Here is a 20,541-nt window from a genome sequence, read left to right as displayed (position 1 = left end):
GTGGTGTCAAGCAGTTTCCGCCGATTGGTATAGGCCAATGCCCTATCGTGGTCGGAACCCGTCGCCGACAGCCGAGGCCGCCATGAAGGTTCCCAAGCATTACCAGGTGAAGCGGGCTCTGCTCGACCTCATCGAGGGACTGGATCCGCAGACCGCGATCCCGACCGAGCGCGAGCTCGCCGAGCGCTTCGCCACCTCCCGCACGACAGTGCGCCAAGCCATCGCGGCGCTCGTCGTGGACGGTCGGCTGGAACGCACCCAAGGGCGGGGCACCTTCGTGGCACACCCCAAGCTGATGCGGGTCCGCCCGCTGACCTCGTTCTCCCAAGACGTACAGACCGACGGCTGGCGTCCCGGCAGCGTGCTGCTGGGGTGTGCGCAGGTCACCGCCGACGATCAGGTGCGGGCGGCCTTGCAGTTGCCGCCGGGAGCAGCGGTGCAGCGACTCGATCGGCTCCGCACGGCCGGCGGCGATCCCATCGCCCATGAGATCGCCCACGTGCCGGGCCCGCTGCCCGACTTCGAGGAGCGCCTGACCGAGCACGGCTCGCTCTACGTGACGATGCGCGAGGCCTACGGGCTGCACATCGCCGCCGTGGAAGACACGGTCGAGACGGCGCTGGCCGACCCGGTCGAGGCCAACCTGCTCGGCGTGGAGACGGGCCTGCCGATGCTGCTCATCCACCGCACCGCCTGGGACTCCACAGGGCGCCCCGTGGAGTGGACCCGCTCGGTGTTCCGCGGCGACCGCTTCCGGTTTGTCGCGCGGCACAACCTGCTCGAGCCACCGGCCGGTGCGGCAGGGCACGACGAGGGCGCAAGCTAGCCGGCGGCGGCGCGTAGCGACTCAGGCGAGGCGCCGCGCAGTGCGGCGTCGAGGATCTCGACGGTGTGGGCGAGGGCGATGTCGTGCCCCTGGCGGTGCAGGCTGGTGGCGATCTGCATGAGGCAGCCCGGGTTGGCGGCCACCAGCAGCGAGGCACCCGTGGCCGCGACGTTGGCCGCCTTGCGGTCGCCGAGTTCGGTGGCCGGTTCGGGGTTGATGATGTTGTAGATGCCGGCCGAGCCGCAGCACAGCTCGGCGTCGCGGATCTCCGCGAGGGTGACGCCGGGGATGGTGCGCAGCAGCTCCCGCGGCTGGGCGCGCACCCCTTGGGCGTGCGCCAGGTGGCAGGCGTCGTGGTAGGCGATGTCCGCGTCGAACCGGTGATAGGTGGCTTGCAGGCCGACCTGCGCGAGGAACTCCGCGACGTCCCGGGTCATCGCCGACAGCCGCTGCGCCCGCTGCGCGAACTGTGGGTCGTCGGCGAGCAGCCGCGCGTAGTCCTTCATCGCCGAGCCGCAGCCCGCGGAGTTGACGACGATCGCCTCCACTTCGGCGGCCTCGAACGCCTCGATGACCCCGCGCGCGAAGTCCAGCCCCTCCTCCTCCCGGCCGGCGTGCAGCGACAACGCGCCGCAACACCCCTGCTCCGGCGGGGCGACCACCTCGAACCCCTCCGCGACGAGCACGCGCACCGTGGCCGCGTTGACGCCCGGAAAGAACTCGCGTTGCACGCAGCCGAGCAGCAGCCCGACCGTGCCCCGACGCTCCCCCGTGGCGCGGGTGCGGGCCGGGACCCGCGGCGCCTCCTGCACCCGCGGCATCAGCGCCTCCATCGCCGCCACCTGCGGCGAGAGGCGCTCGAGCAGTCCGCTGCCGCGCACCAGCCGCCCCAGGCCGACCCGCTGATACAGCCGCATCGGCGCGCTCAACGCCCGCAACCGCGCCGGATACGGGAACAACGCGAAGATCGCCGCCCGCAAGGCCTTCTCGGTGCGAGACCGCTCGTGCCGACGCTCCACCTGCGCGCGGGTCGCCTCGATGAGCTGGTCGTACTTGACCCCCGACGGACACGAGGTGACGCACGCCATGCAGCCCAGGCACGCGTCGAAATGGCCGACCATCGTGTCGGTCATCGGCGCCCCGCCCAGGCCCTGCCCCATGAGGTAGATGCGGCCGCGCGGGGAGTCCATCTCCTCGCCCCACAGCGCGTACGTCGGGCACGTGGGCAGGCAGAAACCGCAGTGCACACAGTCGGAGATGAGCTCGGCCGAGGGCGGGTGGTGCGCGTCGAACGCCGGCCCGGGCGCCTGGTGCGTCGGGTCCGTGTGTTCGTGCGCGTGCTCGTCCGTGTGCTCGGGGCGCGCCATCAGATGCCTCCCACGAATCGGCCCGGGGCCAAGGCACCTCGGGGGTCGAACTGGTCCTTGAGGGCGCGCATGAGCTCCAGGCCCGGCACCGGCCCCCAGACGTCGACCGCCGCCCGCCACGCCGGAGGCGCGCTGAGCACCGTGAGGGTGCCGCCCGCGGCGGCGGTCCGCGCCCGGGCGCCCTGGACGAAGGCGGCGAACCGGGCCGCCGCGCCGCCGTCATCGCTATCACCGACGTCATCGCCGTCACCGACGTCGCTCACGCCCACCAACCCGGTGCCGACCAGCGGCGAGCCGCGGTAGGCGGCCTGCACGCCGGCCTCCTGAGCACCGATCTGCAGGCCGGCAGCCAACGTGGCGCCGCGGCCGAGCACGTGCGTGACCTTGAGCAAGGCCGCGCCGGGCGGCTCGTCGCCCCACCAGAACGGCGCCTCGTCGGCTACCTGCGCCTGCGCCCCAGAGTCGGTCGCCAAGGAGTCGGTGGCCAAGGAGTCGGTGGCCAAGATGGCGAGCGCCTGCGCGGTGCGCGCCTCCAGGTCGACGGGCGTGCCCTCGTACTGCACCCACAGGCTGGCGCGTCCGTCGGCGGGCACGTCGTACTCGACGGCGGCGGGCACGCTCTGGGAGTGCGTCAGCGCGCTGATCACCGGGCCGACCCCAGCGGGGTCGACGAGCCCACCCACCCAGGCGCTCGCCTCTGGCAGGGGGTGGAGGCGGAAGGTCAGCTCGGTGATGACGCCGAGGGTGCCGTACGAGCCGGCGAAGAGTTTGGCCAGGTCATACCCGGCGACGTTCTTGACGACCTTGCCGCCGGAGTGGGCCACGACGCCGTCGGCGCGCACGAACGTCATGCCGATGACCAGGTCGCGCGGTGAGCCGTGGGACAGTCGCAGCGGCCCTGCGGTGCCGACGGCCAGGGTGCCGGCGACGGTGCCGCGGCGGGGCGGGTCGACGGCCAGACGCTGCCCTTGTTCGGCGAGCAAACCCGCGAGGGCGTTGAGCCGAACCCCGGCGCCGACGCGCAGCACGAGGTCGTGCGGGGCGTACTCGATGATCTCGTCGAGCCCACCGGTTTCGATGACCAGGTCGAGCCGCCGCGGCGGATTGCCGAAGCTCTGGTGCGCGCCGATCCCTCGAGCCACGACGGTCAGCGCCGCTGCCTCGCTACGAGGCTCGGCCGCCGCGCCGGGGTGGCCATCGGAGACAGCGTGGGTGGCGTGGGCGGCCGCGAGCAGGTCCGCGACCTGCTGGGTGGAGGTCGGGCGGGCGACCCACGCGGGCGCCACACCACCGACCTCGTCGCCGGGTTCGGCCGCCCGCAGGGGCGCGGCGGCGGACAGCCGCTCCCACAGCGCCGCCGCGTGTCGGTCGTCCGCACACGACCCGTCTCGCACACTGTTGTGTGCGCTATGGGCGGTCATCAGAACACCTCCGCGATGCCGGCCTGCGCCAGCGGATGGGCGCCGCGGTGGCGACCCGGCCGTTCTCCGCACAGCCGGGGTGTCGGAAAGATCTTGCCCGGATTGGAGATGGAGTCGGGGTCGAACGCGCAGCGCACCATCTGCATCGTGTCGAGGTCTGCGTCGGAGAACATCCGCGGCATGTACTTGGCCTTGTCGGAGCCGACGCCGTGCTCCCCGGTGATCGATCCACCGTGGCTGATGCACAGGTCGAGGATCGCGCCGGAGACCTCCTCGGCGCGCTCCTCCTCTCCCGGCACGTCGCCGTCGAAGAGCACGAGCGGGTGCAGGTTGCCGTCGCCGGCGTGAAAGACGTTGGCGACCCGCACGCCGCGCTCGCGGCCCAGCTCGGCGATCGCGTGGAGCACCTCGGGCAACGCCGTCCGCGGAATCACGCCGTCTTGCACGAGGTAGTCGGGGCTGATGCGCCCGACGGCAGCGAACGCCGACTTGCGGCCCCGCCAGATGAGGGCCCGCTCGGTCTCGTCGGCGGCGACCCGCAGTTCGAACGCGCCGTGCTCGCGGCAGAACGCCTCGACCTGTGCGAACTGCGCCTCCACTTGCGCCGCCGGACCGTCGAGTTCGACGACGAGCACCGCTCCGGCCCCGGCGGGGTAGTTGCAGGCGACGGCGGCCTCCGCGGCCTCGATCGCCAGGGTGTCCATCATCTCGATGGCCGCGGGGATGCAGCCCGAGCCGATGATCGCCGAGGTCGCCGCCCCCGCACTGTCGGTGTCGGGAAAGCCGGCGAGCAGGCAGCGCACGGTCTGCGGCAGCCGGGTCAGCTTGACGGTGATCGAGGTGACCACTCCGAGCGTGCCCTCGGAGCCGACGAGCATCGACAGCAGGTCGTAGCCGGGCGGGTCGGGCGCCTTGCCGCCGATGTCGACCACGTCGCCGACGGGGGTGACGACCTGCGCGCCGGTGATGTGATGCACGGTGAAGCCGTATTTCAGGCAGTGCGCGCCACCGGAGTTCTCCGCGAGGTTGCCGCCGATCGAGCACACCTGCTGGCTGGAGGGGTCGGGCGCGAAGTAGTAGCCGTGCGGCGTCGCAGCCTTGGTGAGCTGCAGGTTGATGACGCCGGGCTGCACGACGGCCCGCTGCGCCGCCACGTCGATGTCGACGATCTCGCGCAGCCGCGAGGTGACGATGAGGACGCCGTCGGTGTGCGGGAGCGCCCCGCCCGACAGGCCGGTGCCGCTGCCGCGCGCCACGAACGGCACCCCTTCGCGGGCGCACTCCCGCACGGTGACGGCGATGTCGTCGGGACTTTCGGCCAGCACCACGAGGCCGGGGACGGCCTTGTGGTTGGCCAGGCCGTCGCATTCGTAGGTGCTGCGGGCCAGCGGGTCGGTGATCAGCCGGCCGGCCCCGAGGCGTTCCGTCAGCGCCTGCGTGACCCGACCCAGCCCCTGCTGCTGACCCATGGGACCCCTCCGTCCTGCCGTCGCGGGGCGCTGCCGCCCGCTGCCGGGCGTCGGCGCCGTCGTGCTCTGGACCATATGCAGGCGGCCTGCACATGGCAACAGGTGATCGGCCTTCGTTGGGCACCAGCCGTGTTCAAATCCCGGACGTATGCATCCGCGGAGTGTCGCAGATGACCCGATCGCCCCCTTCGCGTGACACTAAGGGCCATGACGTGTCAGGGCCGGCCGACGACCGGGAGGGTGAGCCACCCCCGTTGTCAGGACCGACCCGTTGATCCGGAGCTGGCCGGGGTGATCGGCCGGGTGCAGGCCACGCTCATCGGCGCCGGCCGCGTCGCCGTGTCTTTCTCCGGCGACCCCCAGTCGGCGCTGTTGTTGACGATCGCCGCGCGGGCCCTCGGCGCGCAACGGGTCTCGCTGCTGCTCGACCCCATCCGTCCACCCGCCCCCGGGGACGACGCCCTGGCGCAGGAGATCGCCAGCGAGCTGGGGTGCCGCGTGCTGCGCACGTGGAGCCCCGGGCAGGCTCGCCCCACGGACGTGGCGCACCTACCCATCGACACGGTCGCTTACTGCGCCGCCGTCGACGCGCCGGGCCGGGTGCCCGTGCGGACCGTGGACCGGCAGCGAGTGCTGTTCCCGTTCGTCGAAGCCGGCGTGCGCCTGACCGAGGTGGCCGCGTGTGCCCAGGCCCTCGGGGTGAGCGCGCAGCGGCTGCCCAACGGCCGCCGCGCCGCCGACGGAGCCTGATCGCCCCGCCCCTCACCCGGCCGCTCCCTCACTGACGGACCGCTGCGCGCAGACTCGAGCGAACCCGCTCCGGGGGTGCCCGTGGGAAGGTGGGGAGCATGAGCGCGAGCCTGACCGAGCCGAGCAACGTGCACCTGACCGTGGCCGCCTGCCAGATCAGCGCGGGCGCCGACCCGCGCCAGAACCTGGCGACCGCCACCGCAGCGGTTCAGGAGGCCGCCGACGCCGGGGCGCGCCTCGCGGTGCTGCCGGAGGCGACCATGGCCTCGTTCGGCACGCCCCTGCACGAGGTGGCACAGCCGTTGGACGGCGAATTCGCCGACGGAATCAGGGCGCTGGCCGATCGCCTCGACCTCACGGTGGTCGCGGGGATGTTCGAGCCGGCCGACGACCGGCGCGTCTACAACACTCTGCTGCTCGCCGGCCCGCGCGGGGAGGTGGCCTACCGCAAGATCCACCTCTACGACGCCTTCGGCTCCCGCGAGTCCGACACGGTGGCGCCCGGATCGCAGCTGGTCACCGCGGTGGTCGACGGGGTCACGGTCGGCCTGGCCACGTGTTACGACGTGCGCTTCGCCGACCAGTTCAGCGCCTTGGGGCGGGCCGGCGCGCAGCTCGTGCTGCTGTCCGCGTCGTGGGGTGAGGGGCCGGGCAAGGCCGAGCAGTGGGATGTGCTCGTGCGGGCCCGCGCCATGGACGCCCAGGCCTGGCTGCTGGCCTGCGATCAGGCGTGGACGCAGCCGCAGGGGCCCGCGCCGCTGGGCATCGGTCGCAGCGCGCTCATCGACCCGCTCGGCGGGGTGTGCGCCCGCCTCGGTCATGCGGCCGGGGTGCTGACCGGCCGCATCGATACCGAGGCGGTCGCCTCCGCCCGAGCTCGGGTGCCGCTCTTCGTCTGATCGGCCGGGGTAGGCGCGCCCCCCGATGTGCACGCCTACCCCGACCGAGGCTCACGAAGGGGTCAGGTGGGTCGCGTTCACCGCAGGTAGGCGATCGCGTCGAGCGAGATCGTGCCGGAGACGCGCACGAGCTGTACGTCGGCCCGACCGTAGGGCAGTCGGACCGTGGCGACATTGCGGGCGGCGGAGGTTCGGGCGGCCTTGGTGTCGACCCGCTGCACCCGCTTGCCGTTGACGACGATGTCGAAGACCCCGCCGCCCGGACCGGTGCCGGCGACGACCGCCACCCCGGCGGCGTAGGTGGACGGCAGCGTGACGCCGGCGCCCCTCTCGCTCGTGCGCATCAGCGTGCCGGATACCGCCGAGGCGTCCCGCACGGTGCTCCACGAGCCGCGCCACCGACCGACGCGCGCGGTCAGGTCGGCCGGGATCGTCACCGTGGCGGCCTGCGACCAGGCACTCGTGACGCCGGCGGAGTCGGTGCCGCGCACGCGGTACTGGTAGACGCCGCCGGCCATCCCGCCCGCCCACATCGACCGGGCGGTGGTGTCGGTCGCGACGGGGCTCCACGCGCCGTAGCGGCGGGTGGCGCCGTCGAGGGTGATGGGGCGCCACTGCACGGTGTAGCGCACGTCGCCGCTGGCTCCGGCGAAGGGCTCCCACGCGAGCCGGGCGCGCGGGGTGGTGTGCACGGTGTTGGGGATCAGCGTCTGGTCGACGACGGGCGCATGGGTCGAGGTGCGCGCGACGCCGGTGGCCACGGTCTGCTGGCCACCGGTGGCGGCCGTCGCGTCGCGGTTGGCCTTGGCCGGCGAGCCGAGCACGGCCGCGACGGCGCGGCCTGCGTCGACGATCCCGGCCCCGCAGCCGTTGCAGGCGGCGGTGAACGGGCGCGCCGAGGAGGTCAGCACCGAGGAGACCTGCGCGGGAGTCAGTCCCGGCGAGGCCGAGAGCAGCAGGGCCGCGACACCGCTGACGTGCGGCGCGGCCATCGAGGTGCCGACCATGAAGCCGTACTCAGGACCGCTGGACCCGCGCCGGCCTCCGTCGATGGTCGACAGGATGCCGTCGCGATCGGTCTGCCCGCCGGGGGCGGCCAGGGTGATCGCCCGGCCGTAGTTCGAGTAGTTGGCCCGCGCCCCGGAGCCGGTGGTGGCGGCCACGTTGATGACGCCGCGGCAGTTGCCGGGCGACTCGCGCTCGGCGGGAATGCCGGAGTTGCCGGCGGCGGTGACGACGACGGCGCGGCGGGCAAGGGCTCCGTCGATGGCGGCCTGCAGGGTGGCGGGGCAGGCCATGGGCCCACCGAGGGAGAGGTTGACGACACGGGCCACGTTGGCGTTCTTGGGGACCTGCTGCACGGTGCCGCCGGTGGCCCAGGTGATGCCGTCGGCGATGTCCGCGAGCGAACCGCCGCAGCGGCCGATGGCCCGCACGGGCAGGATCTTGGCGCGCGGCGCCACACCCGCGATGCCGGCGCCGTTGCCGGACAGCGCCGCGATGGCACCGGCGACATGGGTGCCGTGCCACGTGCTGTCGGCGGCCTTCTCCGTGCCGCCGCAGTCGTTGTTGACGAGCCAGTCGCCCAGGTCGGTGGGGTCGTTGTCGCGGCCGTTGCCGTCGCGGGCCGTCCGCGGATCGGAGATGAAGTCGTATCCGGGCAGCACCTGGCCGCTCAGGTCGGGGTGCCGCACGATGCCGGTGTCGACAACCGCGACGGTGACCCCCGCGCCGCGGGTGCGCGGCCACGCCGCCGGAGCGTCGATGCCGACGTCGGTCGCGGCCAGATTCCACTGGTAGTGCCACAGCGGGTCGTTGGGGGCGGGGGTGGCCGTGCGGGCGATGGTCAGCCGCACGTCGGGCTCGGCGTAGGCGACGTCGGGGCGGGCCTGCAGCCGGTCGGCGACCTCCTGCGCCTGTGCGGGATCGGCCCCCGCGACGAGGGTGGCGCCGGTGCCCAGCCGCCGCTCGGCCTCAAGGTCGACGTCGGTGCCGGCGCCTACGGCATCGAGGGCCCGATCGCGGGCGGCGGTGGAGACGGCGGCTGCGGAGCCGTCCTTGAAGCGCACGATGACCCGGCCGGTCGGCATCCGATCCGCCGGTGCGTCGGCTGCTTCGACGCCCACGGTCGCGGGCATCGGTGCGGCCGAAATCGCCGGCGAGACCGCGGCGTGCGCGCTCGGCATCAGGTGGGGGGCGGCCGCCAGAGCGGCGGCCAGCGGGATGGTCACGCTTGCGCTCAGGGCCGCCCGCAGGGTGCTGCGGCGGCGAGGCCGGCGTGTCGTCATGCTTCCTCCGTCGCGTCGACACCCTGGGCCGCGGTGGTGGTGGACCGATCGACCCTTCGAAGACTCCCCCGAGCCACTTGCAGTCCCATCGCCCTGCGCGCGCTCACGCTGAGCAAGAACCGAGGGTGCGTCGAAAGAGGCTGCCGCGCAAGTACGTCCGCGGGCCGGTCGCAGCGCTTCGAGTCGCGGGGGCGCGCCGCAGCGGCAAGGCTGGGCACCATGAGTGACGAAACGAGCATCACCGTCAGCCGCACCATTGACGCCCCGGCCCAAGACATCTTCGAGGTGCTGAGCAATCCGCAGCGGCACGCCCAGCTCGACGGCGCGGGCCAGATCGTCTCCGACCACAAGAGCGACCGCATCACCGGCACCGGCCAGGTGTTCACGATGAACATGGACGCCGAGCACATGGGCGGGGAGTACCAGACCGACAACCACGTCACCGGGTACGACGAGAACAAGCTGCTGGCCTGGCAGACGGCGCCGGCCGGCACGCAGCCGCCCGGCTGGCAGTGGGTCTGGCAGTTGACCCCGCAGGGCCCGGACGCCACCGACGTCTCGCTGACCTACGACTGGTCCGCCGTCACCGACAAGGAGCTGCTGAAGAAGGTGAGCTTCCCCCTCATCCAGCAGTCCGCGTTGGAGGACAGCCTCGGCAACCTGGCCGCCGCCGTCTCCAGCTGACCGGCCACCCCCGCACCTACTGCGCGGGGGTGATGACGAGCACCAGATCGCCGCCCTCGAGGTGGCCGGTGCCCTCGATCGCGAGGCGTTCGACGGTGCCGGCGACCGGGGCGGTGATCGAGGCCTCCATCTTCATCGCCTCGATGGTCGCAACGGCCTGGCCCGCCTCGACCTGGTCGCCGGCGGCGACGGTCGGGGTGACCGCGCCGTCGTAGGGGGAGGCCACATGGCCGGGCTTGCTCGGGTCGGTCTTCTCTGTCTCGGCCACCTCGGCCGCAATCGAGCGGTCCTGCACGACGATGGGCCGCAGCTGCCCGTTGATGACGCACATCGCGGTCCGCAGGCCGCGCTCGTCGGCGTGCCCCACGGCCTCCAGGCCGAGCAGCAACCACTTGCCCTCCTGCAGGCGCACCTCGTGTTCGTCGCCGGGCTGCAGGCCGTAGAAGAAGTCGGTCGAGGGCAGCACGGAGACGTCGCCGTACTTCTCGCGGGACTCGGCGAAGTCGCGGGTCGGGCCGGGGAACAGCAGCCGGTTGAGCGTGGCCCGCCGGTCGGTGGCCAACCCGTGCAGCGCCTCCTCGTCGAGGTCGGCCGCGGCCGGCTTGATCGTGCGTCCCGCCAGGGCCTTCGTGCGGAACGGCTCGGGCCACCCGCCGGGCGGGTCACCGAGCTCGCCGGAGAGGAAGCCGATGACCGAGTCGGGCACGTCGAAGCGCGCGGGGTCGGCCTCGAACTCGGCCGGGTCGGCGCCGACCGCCACGAGGTGCAACGCGAGGTCACCCACCACCTTGCTGCTGGGGGTCACCTTGACGATGTTGCCGAGGATGCGGTTGGCCGCCTCGTACATGTCCTCGATCTGCTCGAACTTCTCCCCCAGGCCCAGCGCGATGGCCTGCTGGCGCAGGTTGCTCAGCTGCCCGCCCGGGATTTCGTGCCGGTAGACCCGCCCGGTCGGCGCGGGCAGGCCCGACTCGAACGGCGCGTACACCCGCCGCACGGCCTCCCAGTAGGGCTCCAGCGCACACACGGCCTCCAACGACAGGCCGGTCTCGCGCGGCGAGTGGTCGGTCGCGGCCACCAGGGAGCTGAGCGCGACCTGCGAGGTCGTGCCGGCCAGGGCGGCGCAGGCAGCGTCCACCGCGTCGACCCCGGCGTCGATGGCCGCGGTCAGCGTCGCCAGCTGGCCGCCGGCGGTGTCGTGCGTGTGCAGGTGCACCGGCAGGTCGAAGCGCTCCCGCAGCGCCGTGACCAAGGTGCGCGCCGCGGGCGCTCGCAGCAGCCCCGCCATGTCCTTGATGGCCAGCACATGAGCACCGGCCTCGACGATCCGTTCGGCCAGCCGCAGGTAGTAGTCGAGGGTGTAGAGCCGCTCGCCCGGGTTCGACAGGTCGCCGGTGTAGCACAGCGCCACCTCGGCGACAGCTGAATCGGTGGCGCGCACGGCCTCGATCGCCGGGCGCATCTGCTCGACGTCGTTGAGGGCGTCGAAGATGCGGAAGATGTCGATGCCGGTCGCGGCCGCCTCGGCGACGAAGGCGTCGGTCACCTGCGTCGGGTAGGGGGTGTAGCCGACGGTGTTGCGGCCGCGCAGCAGCATCTGCAGGCAGATGTTGGGCACGGCCTCGCGCAGCGCCGCGAGCCGCTCCCACGGGTCCTCGCTCAGGAAGCGCAGGGCGACGTCGTAGGTGGCCCCGCCCCACGCCTCGAGGGAGAACAGTTGCGGGGTGAGCGCGGCGACGTGCTCGGCGACTCCCAGCAGGTCGTAGGTGCGTACCCGGGTGGCCAGCAGCGACTGGTGGGCGTCGCGGAAGGTCGTGTCGGTCACCGCCACCTTCTTCTGCTCGCGCAGCCGCCGGGCAAAACCTTGCGGCCCGTGCGAGATCAGCAGTTGCCGCGAGCCGTCGGGCACCGGGGTGCCTTCGGGCAGCTCCGGCAGCTTGGACCGCGGCTCGATCGCCGTCGGCAGCGCTCCGTGCGGCCGGTTGACCGAGACGTCGGCCAGGTAGTGCAGCAGGCGGGTGCCCCGGTCGGCGGAGCTGCGGGCGGTCAGCAGGTGCGGATGCCGCTCGATGAAGGAGGTGTCGAGCAGGCCGGCGCGAAAGTCCGGGTCGTCGAGCAGCGCCTGCAGGAACGGGATGTTGGTGCGGACGCCGCGGATGCGAAACTCGGCGACCGCGCGGGCGGCGCGGGCGACGGCGGCCGGGAAGTCGGCGCCGCGGCAGGTCAGTTTGGCCAGCATCGAGTCGAAGTGCGGGCTGATGGTGGCGCCCGCGTAGGTGGTGCCGCCGTCGAGGCGCACGCCCGCGCCACCCGGAGAGCGGTAGGTCGTGATCTTGCCGGTGTCGGGCCGGAAGCCGTTGGCCGGGTCCTCGGTCGTGATGCGGCACTGCAGCGCCGCACCCCGCAACCGCACACTCTCCTGTGACAGGCCGAGGTCGGCCAGGGTGGCGCCGCCCGCGATGCGCATCTGCGACTGCACGAGGTCGACGTCGGTCACCTCCTCGGTCACCGTGTGCTCGACCTGGATACGCGGGTTCATCTCGATGAAATGGTGCTGCCCGGCGGCGTCGAGCAGAAACTCCACGGTGCCCGCGTTGACGTACCCGATGTGCCGGGCGAAGCGCACGGCGTCGGCGCAGATCGCCTCCCGGATCGCAGGGTCGAGGTTGGGAGCGGGAGCGATCTCGACGACCTTCTGGTGCCGGCGCTGCACCGAGCAGTCCCGCTCGAACAGGTGAATCACCTCGCCGGTGGCGTCGGCCAGGATCTGCACCTCGATGTGGCGCGGGTCGACGACCGCCCGCTCGACGAAGACCGTCGGATCGCCGAAGGCCCCCTCCGCCTCCCGCATACAGGCCTGCACGGCCTCGCGCAGCGCCTCCGGCTCATCGACGCGGCGCATCCCGCGCCCGCCACCACCGGCGACCGCCTTGACGAACAGCGGATAGTCCAGGCCTTGCGCGGCGGCGACCAGCTCGTCGGCGTCGCGGGTCGGGGCCACACCCTCCAGGGTGGGGACGCCCGCCGCCTTGGCAGCCGCGATGGCACGCGACTTGTCGCCGGTCAGCGACAGCACGTCGGCGCCCGGGCCGATGAACGTCAGGCCCTCGCGGGCGCACGCCTCCGCGAGCTCGGGGTTCTCCGAGAGAAAGCCGTAGCCGGGGTAGACCGCGTCGGCGCCGGCCTTGACGGCGGCGCGCACGATGAGTTCGGGGTCGAGGTAGGCGCGCACCGGGTGGCCGCGCTCGCCGATCTCGTAGCTCTCCTCGGCCTTGAGCCGATGCTCGCTACCGCGGTCTTCATAGGGAAAGACGGCGACGGACTGCGCACCGAGCTCGTAGGCCGCGCGGAAGGCCCGGATGGCGATCTCGCCGCGGTTGGCGACGAGGATCTTGCGCAGGCCCAGCGGAGTCGACGGAGTCGATGCGGGCGAAGTCTCGGTGGATGCAGAGGTGGCCACGGTTGCGCACGCTACCGGCGCGCGCGAACCGGCGTCGGATCGTACCGATATGCGACTCAGGTCACGCCTTGGTCACGAAGTGGCTCCCGACCTCCCGCAAGGGCTCACCGGTCCGGTAGTCATTGGCTTTCGCTCCTACTGCAAGGAGGTCAGGTGGACAACACCGAGCCGCACGACGACGCCACCCTGGATCGCGTCCTGGGTCGTTGGGATGTCATGGCCGTCGCCTTCGGCGCGATGATCGGCTTCGGCTGGATCGTCCTCACCGGCGGCTTCCTCGAATCCGCCGGCACGTTCGGCGCCGCCCTCGCCTTCATCATCGGCGGCGCGATCGTCCTGCTCATCGCCCTCACCTACGCCGAACTCGTCGCGGCGATGCCGAGCGTCGGCGGCGCCCACAACTACGCCCTCCGGGCCATGGGCTCGCGCGCGGCGTTCTTCACGAGCTGGAGCCTCGTGCTCGGCTACGTCAGCGTCGTCGCCTTCGAGGCCGTCGCCATCCCACAGACGGTGCTCTACCTCTTCCCCGACATGCTCGTCGGCTACATGTACAGCGTCGCGGGCTACGAGGTGTACGCGAGCTGGGTCGCCGTCGGCGTCGTCACCGCGATCATCATGACGGCGCTCAACTACTTCGGCGTCAAGCAGGCCGCGGTCTTCCAGAGCGTCGCCGTCGGCTTCCTCCTCCTCGTCGGCGTCGTCCTGCTCACCGGCTCGTTCGTCGGCGGCTCGACGGACAACATGCAGCCGCTCTTCATCGGCGGCGCGGCTGGGCTCATCAGCGTGCTCGTGGCGACGCCCTTCCTCTTCGTCGGCTTCGACGTCGTCCCGCAGTCCGCGGAAGAGATCAACCTGGAGTACCGCAAGATCGGCCAGGTGCTGCTCGTCTCGGTCTTCATGGCGATCTTCTGGTACGTGATGATCATGGTGACGATCGGCTCCTCGCTGCCGGTCGAGATGCTTGCCGCCTCCGAGCTCGCGGCCGCCGACGGAATGGTCGCCCTGTGGAACTCACCCATGATGGGCACGGTCCTCGTGCTCGGCGGCATCGCCGGGCTGCTCACCTCATGGAACGGCTTCCTCATCGGGGCGAGCCGACTCATCTACGCGATGGCCCGCACCGGCATGCTGCCGCCGTGGTTCGCGGCGCTGCACCCGAAGTTCAAGACGCCGGCGAACGCCATCGTCTTCATCGGCGTCTTGTCGATGATCGCCCCGTTCTTCGGTCGCAAGACCCTCGTGTGGCTCGTCAACGCCGGCGGCCTGGCGATCATCCTCGCGTGGCTCATGGTGGCGATCAGCTTCGTCATCCTGCGTCGCCGCGAGCCGGAGATGGAGCGCCCCTTCCGCGCCCCCGGTGGCGTCGGTCTCGGGATCGTAGCCGTCGTGCTCTCCGCCGGCATGGCGGCGCTCTTCATGCCGGGCGCCCCGGCGGCGCTCACCTGGCCGTACGAGTGGGTCATCATCGGCGCGTGGACGATCATCGGGGTCTACTTCGCCTCCCGGCTCGTCAAGGTCACGCCCGGCCCGGGAGCGGAGGAGGAACTCATCCGGCGCATGGGCCGCCGCTGACCCGCCCCACCACACCGCCGTTCTGGGGAGGGGGCACAGTGTCTGTCATGACCCGCACGCCCTCACCTGCTCCGATCCGCGACGTTCCGACAATGCGCCCCATCGACCGCGCCTGGGTCCACGCCGCCGTGCAGGCCCTGACCGCCGATGCGAACCGCAGCGCCGACACTCACCTGCTGCGCCTACCGCTGCCCGTCCCCGCCGAGTCCGGTGCGTCGGCGCCGCAGGTGACGGTCTATCTCAAGGACGAGTCGACGCACCCCACGGGCAGCCTCAAGCACCGCCTGGCGCGCAGCCTCTTCCTCTACGGCATCTGCAACGGCCTCATCGGGCCGGGTACGACGATCGTCGAGGCGAGCAGTGGGTCGACGGCGATCAGCGAGGCGCACGTCGCGGCGATGCTCGGGCTGCCGTTCGTCGCCGTCATGGCGCGCACGACGAGCCCGGAGAAGGTGGCGCTCATCGAGCGCGAGGGCGGTCGCGCCCACCTCGTCGACGATCCGGGCGAGGTGTACGACGTCGCGCGGCGGCTCGCCGCGGAGTGCGACGGGCACTACCTCGACCAGTTCACCAACGCGGCGCGGGCGACCGACTGGCGCGGCAACAACAACATCGCGGAGTCGATCTTCACTCAGCTGGCGCTCGAGCCGCACCCGGTGCCGGAGTGGATCGTCGTCGGCGCGGGCACGGGCGGCACGAGCGCGACGATCGGGCGCTACCTGCGCTATCGCGGCTACGACACAGCCCTGGCGGTCGTCGATCCGGAGGGTTCGGCCTTCCTGCCGGCCTTCGCCGGTGAGGAGGCGCCGAGCGCGCGGGGCTCGCGGATCGAGGGGATCGGGCGGCCGCGGGTCGAGCCGAGTTTCGAGCCGGGGGTCGTTGACCGGATGCTCGGCATCCCCGACGCGGCCTCGGTCGCGGCGATGCGCTTCCTCGCCGCCCGCTTCGGTCGGCGCAGCGGCCCCTCGACGGGCACCAACCTTTACGGCGCGCTGTATCTGGCGTGCGAACTCGTGGCCGCCGGGCGGTCGGGGAGCATCGTCAGCCTCGTCTGCGACGGCACGGAGCGCTACGACGCGAGCGTCAACGACGACGCGTGGCTCGCCGCCCAAGGCTTGGACCCCGCGCCCTACGCCGACATCGTCGAGCGGGCCTGGGCGACCGGCGTCTGGGGCGGTTGACAGCACGCCGAGCGGGTCAGCGGCGATAGACGTCGCGGCGATGCCCGGCGCGCACCACCGTGACGGTCAATCGCGCGTCGGCGATCTCGTAGATCACGCGAAAGCTGCCGATGCGCACACGCCACGCTTCTTCACCGGTGAGCTTGCGGCACCCTTTTGGGCGCGGCTCCTGTCCGAGTTCATCGATAGCGTTCAGCAGGGTTCCCGCGTCGGGCGATCGAGCTTGGCCATCTGGCGTGCGGCGGCGCGGGTGTACTCGATGGCGTATCGCGTCATGAAGCATCGTCCGCGAGCTGGCGACGCAGCTCCACGGCCGAGACTCGCTCGCCATCGTCTTCCGCCTTGGCTGCGCGGTAGGCGGCGAGATCCTGGGACATCTCGAACTCCTCGAGCTCCTCGAGATCCTCGACGCCGATCACGACCGCAGACAACTTTCCATGCCGGGTAATGCCGATGCGCTCACCCGCATACGCAGCGCGGCCCAGCACATCCGAGAGCTGCTCTCGCAGCTGACGAGTGGTGATTTGCCCTGTGAGCGTGCTGGGTTCCGTCATGCTCCCAGTGTACCTATAGTTATCTGTGTACGCAGTTGCACGTCGCCCTTCGCCATAGGAATCCGCGACCCGAACCTGGCCGCCCCCGCCTCCTGAGGGCTACGGCGCGTCTACTCGGTCTCGGGTCGGTCGGCGTCGGGTCGGTGGAGGCCCAGGAGTCGGCGCAGCCGGCGCCACGCGAGCGCGGCGGGCAGGGGCACGATGACCAGCACTGCGAGCAGCAGCAGCCATGACGACGGGCCGGCTTCGCCCGCGACGATCTGGCCGACGAGATCGACCGAGTAGGCCAGCGTCAGCGGGAGGAAGACGAAACCGATGGCGACCTCGAACGCCGTGGCACGCAGCGTCCCCGCGGGCCAGGGCGTGGCCTCGCCGGCGACCCACGAGCGCCAGGTCTCGACGAGCAGCTGGTGCCGTGGTCCGCTTGAGTGGCCGCGATGCGGCGCCCGGACAGTCTCTTCAGCCTCCGAGGCGTGGGGCCACGGCGGGAGGGGCGCGGGGGCGATGCGGTCGGTGGGGTCGCCCGGGCCGTACACCAGCTCCTGCAGGACCGCCGGCGCCAGGGCGTCGGGGTCGAGGCCGGCCGCCGCCAGCATGGAGCGCACGACGCGGGCCGGTGGGCCGGTGGGCCACTCGGCGTCCGGAACGGCGAGGACCCGCTTTGGCCGCGGCCCCTGACGATCGCCGAGGGCGGGCAGGTCGGCCCAGTCGAGCCCGTAGCTCGCGGTCAGCACCTGCCAGGCAGTCGCTGCCGGCAGGTAGCTCGGCAGGAACTCTCGCCCGACGAATTCGCCTGCCGCCCACAAGTGGTGCGCGACGGGCACGGACCCGTCGTAGGCGTGCAGATGGGTGCCCTCCCAGTCGAAGGTCAGCACGAGCGCGGCGACCTGGTCGCCGGCGGCCCACTCCTGCGCGAGGCTGTGGGCGCCCTGCTCACCGAAACCCACCTCGGGGTCGACGCTCGTGCGCACGAGCGTGACCGGCCTGCTCGGGCTCGCGTCCACCACGGTCGCCGCCACGGGGATCCGGCTCCGATCCACCCACGCGACGGCCCGGTCACCCGGGCCCGCGACGAGGGCGACCTCGCGCCCGGCGGCGGTCTGTTCTTCGCCCAGGCCCGTGAGCAGGGGCCCCGCCAGGCGCACGGGCAATTCCTCCGGGTCGAGCTCGCGGACCTGCGGATCCGTCGGACCGTCGGGCGACGCCGGGCACCGATACGTCATCCCCGCAGTCCCGACGTACACGGCGCTCTCGTCGCTCTCGTGACCCTGGCGCCTCTCGTGCCTGGCCTGCACGGCGGCCAGATCCGCGCACAGCCTGCCGGCGCCGACCCGCTCCCCCACCCGGTGCACGACATCGTCGCCGTCGGCGAGCACGTCGGCGAACACCCACCCGTCGGTCCCCACCCGCAGCAACGCCGACAGCCCCGCCTCGTGCAGCCAGGCCCGCATCACGTCGTAGGGGATGCGCGCGGCGAGGCGGTTCGCCGTGACGATCATGTGGCGCCGGCTCTGGTCACTCCCTGGTCCACTGCCTCAGCCGCGGGGGTGCTCGCGGCCGACGCGCTCGGCGAGGTCGGTGAGCAGGCGCCCCGCGTCGCGCATGCAGACGCTCGGGTCGGGCTCGAGGTCGGTGAGGGCGTAGACCTGTTCGATGCCGGAGTCGGCGGCCTGTTGCGCGGTCAGCAGCGAACGTCCGCAGACGGCGACGACGGGGATGCCCTGCGCGCGGGCGGCGGCGGCAACCCCGGCGGGGGCCTTGCCGAGCAAAGTCTGCTCGTCGAGCGAACCCTCTCCGGTCACGACGAGCGTCGCCCCGGGCAGCATCGCGTCGAAGCCGGTGAGGTCGAGCATCAGCTCGATGCCGGGGCGCATGTCGGCGCCGAGCGCGGCCATGGCGGCGTAGCCGACCCCGCCGGCAGCTCCGGCTCCGGGGCGCTGCGTGTCGTCGCGACCGACGGCCGCGGTGACGAGGTCGGAGAAGGTGGTCAGCGCCGCCTCCAGCTGCTCTTGTTGGGCCGCGTCGGCGCCCTTCTGCGGAGCGAAGATCGCGACGGCACCTTGGTCGCCGAGCAGTGGATTGTTGACGTCGCTGGCCAGGGTCAGCTGCACGTCGCGCAGGCGCGGGTGCAGGTCGTCGAGGTCGATGCGGGCGAGTTGCCCGAGCGGCCCACCGCCGACGGCGACCTCGTTGCCCTGCGCGTCGAGCAGCCGGGCGCCGAGGGCCTGCAGCAGGCCGGCGCCGCCGTCGGTGGAGGCGCTGCCGCCGACGCCGAAGACGATGCGCTGCACGCCCGCTTCGAGCGCCGCGGCCAGCACCTGCCCGGCGCCGCGGCTGGAGGCGGTCAGGGGGGCGAGCTCGCGGTTCGGCAGGCGGACCAGGCCGCACGCGTCGGCCATCTCGACGACCGCGGTCCCGTCCTTGACGGCGTAGGCGGTCTCGACGGGCTCACCAGTGGGGCCCTCGACGGTGACCGGCACCCGATCGAAGCCGGCCGAGAAGGCTGCCGCCAGGGTGCCGTCGCCGCCGTCGGCGACGACGACGGTGCGCACTTCGCGGTCGGGGTCGGCGCGCAGCAGGCCCTGCTCGATGTGGGCGAGCACCTCGTCCGCGGTCAGCGATCCCTTGAACTTGTCACACGCGACCAGTACGTGTCCTGCGCTCATCCCGCCCCACTCCTTCATGTCAGCCGATCCTCGCCCGTCAGCCTATGAGGCGATCGCTGTCGATGCCCCCGTGTCTTGGCGGCGCTCGCTCGGCTGGCGCGCGGGCGGCCGGAGACGACACGATGGCGGGGCCCGCTCGCTTGGCACCGATCACCAGGAGACCGCATGGCCCGCGTCGTCGTCACCAACCGCATCCCGGCATCGGGTCTGGAACTGCTGCGCGAGCAGCACGAGGTGATCGCCTGGGAGCAGGAGCAGCCGCCGAGCCGGGAGCAGGTGCTGGCGGCGGTGGCGGGGGCCGACGCGATCGTCACGCTGCTGACCGACCGGGTCGACGGCGAGTTGCTGGACGCGGCGGGCGACCAACTGCTGGTGGTGGCGAATGTGGCGGTCGGCTACGACAACCTCGACGTGGCGGCCTGCGAATCGCGAGGCGTCGTCGCGACGAACACCCCTGGGGTGCTCACGGATACGACGGCGGACACGGCCTTCGGGCTGATGCTCATGGCGACCCGTCGGTTCGGGGAGGCCGAGCGGGAAGTGCGTTCGGGAGAGCCGTGGCGTTGGGGCATGTTCTATCTGCTCGGCACAAGCCTGCAAGGCAAGACGCTGGGCATCATCGGACCGGGCCTCATCGGCATCGCGACGGCGCGGCGGGCGCGGGCATTCGGCATGGAGATCGTCTACAGCGGTCGCAGCCCGATGGACCCTGCCGCGGAGGCGGAGCTGTCGGCGACCCGGCTGGCAACCGAAGAGCTGCTGGCCCGGGCGGATGTCGTCTCGGTGCACTGCCCGCTGGTGCCGCAGGGTCGCCCGGACTCGACGTACCACCTCATCGACGCGGCAGCGCTGGCCGCGATGAAACCGACCGCGTATCTGGTCAACACCTCCCGCGGCCCGGTGGTCGATGAGGCCTCGCTCGCTGCGGCCCTGCGCGACGGCACGATCGCAGGCGCAGGCCTGGACGTCTACGAGGACGAGCCGACGATCCACCCCGACCTCTTCGACCTGGAGAACGTCGTCCTCCTCCCGCACCTCGGGTCAGCCACGCACGAGACCCGCTCCGCCATGGCCGACCTGGCCGCCCGCAACGCCCTGGCGGTGCTCTCCGGCCAGGAAGCCCTCTCCCCGGTCACCCGCCGCACCACCTGAGGGGCGCCGGGTCTCTTCGACTGTCCGGCGGAGCCACTGCGGTGGCCGAGCCTACGACGGCCTACACAGAATGTGATGCAGGTCACCCTGCTGGGAGTCGAACAAATGGCCACGAGATTGCCTGCGCCCCAACGGAACTCGCGGCCCATTCAGGCAATCTGAATCCGCTTGTGCTGCAGTGGGTTTCAGCAATTAATGGCGTTGCTGTTACAAATCCTGTTCGATAGTGTTTCCGTATGAAACCCACCGCAG

At 72.2% G+C, this 20,541-nt stretch carries 16 protein-coding genes; 7 read left to right on the top strand and 9 right to left on the bottom strand.

Features of this window, described 5'->3' with window-relative positions:
* The first annotated feature begins 82 nt into the window (after positions 1-82).
* A complete protein-coding gene (locus tag KILIM_RS07560) occupies positions 83-826 on the top strand; it encodes a GntR family transcriptional regulator (protein WP_157551582.1) in 744 nt (247 codons plus the stop codon).
* Here KILIM_RS07560 and glcF read toward each other — a convergent pair.
* The 3 genes from glcF to KILIM_RS07545 are packed head-to-tail and all read right to left on the bottom strand — an operon-like array spanning position 823 to position 5,083.
* Positions 823-2,193, bottom strand: coding sequence for a glycolate oxidase subunit GlcF (gene glcF, locus KILIM_RS07555; protein ID WP_006592063.1), 1,371 nt, complete (start codon positions 2,191-2,193; stop codon positions 823-825). The two genes, KILIM_RS07560 and glcF, sit on opposite strands and share 4 nt — an antisense overlap.
* A complete protein-coding gene (locus tag KILIM_RS07550; protein ID WP_006592062.1) occupies positions 2,193-3,614 on the bottom strand; it encodes an FAD-binding oxidoreductase in 1,422 nt (473 codons plus the stop codon). The genes glcF and KILIM_RS07550 overlap by 1 nt, the downstream gene beginning before the upstream one ends.
* Positions 3,614-5,083, bottom strand: coding sequence for an FAD-linked oxidase C-terminal domain-containing protein (locus KILIM_RS07545; RefSeq protein WP_006592061.1), 1,470 nt, complete (start codon positions 5,081-5,083; stop codon positions 3,614-3,616). Before KILIM_RS07545 ends, KILIM_RS07550 begins: the two co-directional genes overlap by 1 nt.
* A 240-nt stretch (positions 5,084-5,323) precedes the next feature.
* Here KILIM_RS07545 and KILIM_RS07540 point away from each other — a divergent pair, with 240 nt between their 5' ends.
* Together KILIM_RS07540 and KILIM_RS07535 are read left to right on the top strand one after the other, a co-directional pair.
* Positions 5,324-5,833: an adenine nucleotide alpha hydrolase family protein gene (locus KILIM_RS07540; RefSeq protein ID WP_157551581.1), complete on the top strand. Its 510-nt coding sequence runs from the start codon at positions 5,324-5,326 to the stop codon at positions 5,831-5,833.
* 98 nt (positions 5,834-5,931) lie between these two features.
* Entirely contained in the window at positions 5,932-6,732 is an 801-nt protein-coding gene (locus KILIM_RS07535; protein ID WP_006592059.1) for a carbon-nitrogen hydrolase family protein, read from the top strand.
* Positions 6,733-6,809: 77 nt separating this feature from the next.
* Here KILIM_RS07535 and KILIM_RS07530 read toward each other — a convergent pair whose 3' ends face one another.
* On the bottom strand, positions 6,810-9,020 hold the full coding sequence (locus tag KILIM_RS07530) for a S8 family serine peptidase (RefSeq protein WP_006592058.1): 2,211 nt from the start codon (positions 9,018-9,020) through the stop codon (positions 6,810-6,812).
* 219 nt (positions 9,021-9,239) lie between these two features.
* On the opposite strand from KILIM_RS07530, the gene KILIM_RS07525 reads away from it, so the two are divergent.
* Positions 9,240-9,704, top strand: a complete 465-nt coding sequence (locus KILIM_RS07525) for an SRPBCC family protein (protein ID WP_006592057.1) — start codon at positions 9,240-9,242, stop codon at positions 9,702-9,704.
* A 16-nt stretch (positions 9,705-9,720) separates the two neighbouring features.
* On the opposite strand, the gene KILIM_RS07520 is transcribed toward KILIM_RS07525, so the two are convergent.
* Complete coding sequence (locus KILIM_RS07520) at positions 9,721-13,110, bottom strand: pyruvate carboxylase (protein ID WP_373280986.1); 3,390 nt, start codon at positions 13,108-13,110, stop codon at positions 9,721-9,723.
* 207 nt (positions 13,111-13,317) lie between these two features.
* Here KILIM_RS07520 and KILIM_RS07515 point away from each other — a divergent pair, with 207 nt between their 5' ends.
* Positions 13,318-14,736 (top strand): APC family permease, encoded by a 1,419-nt coding sequence (locus KILIM_RS07515; protein WP_006592055.1) that lies wholly within the window; start codon positions 13,318-13,320, stop codon positions 14,734-14,736.
* Between the two features lie 47 nt (positions 14,737-14,783).
* Complete coding sequence (locus KILIM_RS07510; RefSeq protein ID WP_157551579.1) at positions 14,784-15,917, top strand: PLP-dependent cysteine synthase family protein; 1,134 nt, start codon at positions 14,784-14,786, stop codon at positions 15,915-15,917.
* Between the two features lie 16 nt (positions 15,918-15,933).
* On the opposite strand, the gene KILIM_RS07505 is transcribed toward KILIM_RS07510, so the two are convergent.
* The 4 genes from KILIM_RS07505 to KILIM_RS07490 all read right to left on the bottom strand — a co-directional run bounded on the left by KILIM_RS07505 (position 15,934) and on the right by KILIM_RS07490 (position 19,137).
* The gene (locus KILIM_RS07505; RefSeq protein WP_006592053.1) at positions 15,934-16,200 is read right to left on the bottom strand and encodes a type II toxin-antitoxin system RelE family toxin; all 267 of its coding nucleotides are present in this window, start codon (positions 16,198-16,200) and stop codon (positions 15,934-15,936) included.
* Positions 16,190-16,471 (bottom strand): type II toxin-antitoxin system Phd/YefM family antitoxin, encoded by a 282-nt coding sequence (locus KILIM_RS07500; RefSeq protein ID WP_006592052.1) that lies wholly within the window; start codon positions 16,469-16,471, stop codon positions 16,190-16,192. The genes KILIM_RS07505 and KILIM_RS07500 overlap by 11 nt, the downstream gene beginning before the upstream one ends.
* Before the next feature lie 110 nt (positions 16,472-16,581).
* On the bottom strand, positions 16,582-17,970 hold the full coding sequence (locus KILIM_RS07495; protein ID WP_006592051.1) for a hypothetical protein: 1,389 nt from the start codon (positions 17,968-17,970) through the stop codon (positions 16,582-16,584).
* Positions 17,971-18,006: 36 nt separating this feature from the next.
* Positions 18,007-19,137: a glycerate kinase gene (locus tag KILIM_RS07490; protein WP_006592050.1), complete on the bottom strand. Its 1,131-nt coding sequence runs from the start codon at positions 19,135-19,137 to the stop codon at positions 18,007-18,009.
* A gap of 165 nt (positions 19,138-19,302) precedes the next feature.
* Here KILIM_RS07490 and KILIM_RS07485 point away from each other — a divergent pair, with 165 nt between their 5' ends.
* Positions 19,303-20,289 carry a 2-hydroxyacid dehydrogenase gene (locus tag KILIM_RS07485; protein ID WP_006592049.1) on the top strand — a complete coding sequence of 329 codons (987 nt, stop codon included), beginning with the start codon at positions 19,303-19,305 and terminating at the stop codon, positions 20,287-20,289.
* The last annotated feature ends 252 nt before the right edge of the window (positions 20,290-20,541 follow it).

Source organism: Kineosphaera limosa NBRC 100340 (assembly GCF_000298215.1).
Classification (GTDB): domain Bacteria; phylum Actinomycetota; class Actinomycetes; order Actinomycetales; family Dermatophilaceae; genus Kineosphaera; species Kineosphaera limosa.
The sequence above is the reverse complement of the archived record's forward strand: the minus strand, read 5'-3'. Positions and strand labels throughout refer to the sequence as shown.

Excerpts from the sequence above, each read along its gene's own strand:
- KILIM_RS07545 (WP_006592061.1), bottom strand. The coding sequence starts at position 5,083 with ATGGGTCAGCAGCAGGGGCTGGGTCGGGTCACGCAGGCGCTGACGGAA.
- glcF (WP_006592063.1), bottom strand. The coding sequence starts at position 2,193 with ATGGCGCGCCCCGAGCACACGGACGAGCACGCGCACGAACACACGGAC.
- KILIM_RS07490 (WP_006592050.1), bottom strand. The coding sequence starts at position 19,137 with ATGAGCGCAGGACACGTACTGGTCGCGTGTGACAAGTTCAAGGGATCG.
- KILIM_RS07525 (WP_006592057.1), top strand. The coding sequence starts at position 9,240 with ATGAGTGACGAAACGAGCATCACCGTCAGCCGCACCATTGACGCCCCG.
- KILIM_RS07505 (WP_006592053.1), bottom strand. The coding sequence starts at position 16,200 with ATGCTTCATGACGCGATACGCCATCGAGTACACCCGCGCCGCCGCACG.
- KILIM_RS07530 (WP_006592058.1), bottom strand. The coding sequence starts at position 9,020 with ATGACGACACGCCGGCCTCGCCGCCGCAGCACCCTGCGGGCGGCCCTG.
- KILIM_RS07550 (WP_006592062.1), bottom strand. The coding sequence starts at position 3,614 with ATGACCGCCCATAGCGCACACAACAGTGTGCGAGACGGGTCGTGTGCG.
- KILIM_RS07560 (WP_157551582.1), top strand. The coding sequence starts at position 83 with ATGAAGGTTCCCAAGCATTACCAGGTGAAGCGGGCTCTGCTCGACCTC.
- KILIM_RS07495 (WP_006592051.1), bottom strand. The coding sequence starts at position 17,970 with ATGATCGTCACGGCGAACCGCCTCGCCGCGCGCATCCCCTACGACGTG.
- KILIM_RS07535 (WP_006592059.1), top strand. The coding sequence starts at position 5,932 with ATGAGCGCGAGCCTGACCGAGCCGAGCAACGTGCACCTGACCGTGGCC.
- KILIM_RS07510 (WP_157551579.1), top strand. The coding sequence starts at position 14,784 with ATGACCCGCACGCCCTCACCTGCTCCGATCCGCGACGTTCCGACAATG.
- KILIM_RS07500 (WP_006592052.1), bottom strand. The coding sequence starts at position 16,471 with ATGACGGAACCCAGCACGCTCACAGGGCAAATCACCACTCGTCAGCTG.
- KILIM_RS07485 (WP_006592049.1), top strand. The coding sequence starts at position 19,303 with ATGGCCCGCGTCGTCGTCACCAACCGCATCCCGGCATCGGGTCTGGAA.